Source organism: Mesorhizobium sp. M7A.F.Ca.MR.176.00.0.0 (assembly GCF_004023165.1).
GTDB lineage: Bacteria > Pseudomonadota > Alphaproteobacteria > Rhizobiales > Rhizobiaceae > Mesorhizobium.
The window spans coordinates 1-2,430 of the sequence record NZ_RZTC01000251.1 but is presented as its reverse complement, the minus strand read 5'-3'; the positions used below and the strand labels follow the sequence as shown (position 1 = coordinate 2,430).

1 protein-coding gene and 1 pseudogene are annotated in these 2,430 nt (G+C 58.3%); both read right to left on the bottom strand.

What is annotated here, in order from left to right:
* Positions 1-130: 130 nt before the first annotated feature.
* Complete coding sequence (virD4, locus tag EOB59_RS34455; protein WP_128177950.1) at positions 131-2,209, bottom strand: type IV secretion system ATPase VirD4; 2,079 nt, start codon at positions 2,207-2,209, stop codon at positions 131-133.
* Between the two features lie 7 nt (positions 2,210-2,216).
* Positions 2,217-2,430 (bottom strand): annotated as a pseudogene (locus EOB59_RS35780) (hypothetical protein); the annotation flags it as partial.

The following is a 2,430-nucleotide window of genomic DNA, read 5'->3' as shown; positions in this document are numbered from 1 at the left end:
GGAGCACCTCAGGATGTGAACATAACGAACTTACAAACGCCGGACAAAACCAGGAGCAAATCATTTGGATGCGAGTTTTCGACGTTGATTAACGTGACTCATCCGCGTGTGGGCACCGTTCTCGCATGAACTATTGGCCGATGTTGCGCTCCTGCAAGGCGATGATCCGATCAAGTAGCTCGCGCTGGGGGTTCAGGGCGTGGTCTTCTTCCGGCTCCGGCATAGGCTGGGCCCGAGGGGCTTGAGCGCCCTCAAGGCCATGATCTTCGCCATCTTCCTCCAGCCATTGTTTGTCTATAGCCTCATGTACCAGCCTATGTCGGGACTCCTCATCCAAGGCTGCGTCGTCTGCCTTGTGCTCGAGCCGGTGCTCTTCCGAATAGTGGTCGGCGACATCGTAGTATTTCTCGTCCTGACCGACATCAACGTCATCCGTAGCGAAATGGTTCGCTTGGCCCACTCCGAAAGCATGATCGGCCGCGCCGCCAGCGTCGCCTGCCTGGTCCCGCTCGTGCGCGGGTCGCGGCTGGGGCTCAGCGGGCGTTCCGCAGTGTCCGATCGGCTCCGGCTCCGGCAAAGGGCCGGTCTGGCTCTCGAAGATGCGGCTCAGGGTGCGGTCTGAGTAATATTTCACTTTATGAATGAGCAACGGCGGCCGGCCCTTTATGAGAACGATCTCGCTGTTCTCATCGATAAGGCGGACCTGTTCCGGTCGCAGCAGGTTGGCTCCCTGCTCCGAGAGCTGGATGTTGGCGTCGAACATACGGCTCTGGCTGAAGGACTTCGACTTGGCCCGGAAGGTATAGTCGCCGATTGACTTTGAAATGTAGGTCGGCGTCTCGTCGTCGGCCGTTGCCATGAAGACCTGCACGCCGGTGTTGCTGAGGAAATTTTCCTTGCCCGACTGTTCATAGGCACCCGTCAAGGCCGACAGGCTCTGGATGATGAACATGAACCGGCCCTTGTAGCCGGCAATGGTGGTGACGGCCGTCTCGACTGCCTCCAGTTTGCCGAGATGCTTGAACTCGTCAAGCAGAAACAGGACCTCGAATATCTCATCCTTGGTCGGCATGGTCCGCTGCATTACCGACACGACCTGTTGGAAGAAAAGGCGAACTAGCGGCGCGATCACCTCAAGGTCATTCGGGCTTACGCAAAGATAGATCGTCGTCGGGTCGCGGCGCAGATCATAGATAGAGAAGTCGGATGTCGTGGTCGCTGCCTTGATCAGCGGGTCCGCCCAAAGGTTGAGGCCGCCGTCGCTCAGCACAGAAGTGTAGGAGGTAAGAATCTTGGTGTCGTTACCGGCCATGTTGTCGAAGATGCGCCGCGCCTCTGGGCTCTGGCACTCCTCTGCCAGTTGAGCGAAAAGCTTGTACTTTTCTCCCGGCAGCGTGAACAGGTCATAAACCGCACCGATCGAAGGCGTGCCGCGCTCGATGCAAGCCAGAATGCCGGCGACGAAAAGATCGCGTGCGCCGTCGATAAAGCCTTCCGACCCCTTGCCCTTTGGCGCGATCAGGTTGTGAGCAAGACGTCGTGCTTCGCTGAATTGCCGCTCCGGCGGCATCGAGACGATGTCCAGGACTGGATTGTAGCTGTGTGTGCGGCCGGCCCGGTCCATCGGGGCGAACTTGAAAATTCGGTCGCCACGAGCTTTTCGCGCGCGAGAGGTTAGTTCGAACAACTCCCCCTTGACGTCGAGCGCCACCACCGAGCCGTTGAAGGTCAGCAGTGTGGGAACAACAATACCGACGCCCTTCCCGGCGCGAGTCGGCGCCACCACCAGGCTATGTGGCTGCTCACCATTGCTTAGATATTGCCCGGGCAAGCGCGGACCTATTGTCTTACCAAAGATCGGTCCGGAAATCTTTTGGTAGGGCATGATATAACCGGCCTTTTTCATCTCGCCGAAGCGCGCCCAGCGGGCTGTGCCATGGTGCTGTGGCTTGAACACGATGATAGCCAGAATGAACGAAGTGACGGCGACGGTGAAGCCGGTGATCATTAGTCCATGATAGAAGACTGGCCTCACATCGCCGTTGTAGAAGGGCGTTTCGTACCAGAAAGCAAGGATGTCGAAGCCCTGAATAGCTAGGGACGTGACGCCATGTTGGAAGTTGGCATAGGCGCTCGCTAGGAACAGTCCCGCGACCAGCGAGAACGCCCCACCGAGCAGAACGGTACTCGTCTTCTGGCGTGAGTCCACGTCTCAATTATCCCCGTCCCCTACAGGCTACATCGCGCGCGTCGAGGCCTGCTCTCTCGGCTGCTTCATCACGGCGTTTCGCTGCTTCGATCATAGCCATTCGCCTGTCATTGGATGATTGGCTATTCGAGGTCGGCGGCTTAACCGCGGCAACAGGGTTCGCCTCGTCGTGTGCCTGCGCGGCATCTGCCAGAGCTCCAAATCGTTTCAACGTAATGGGA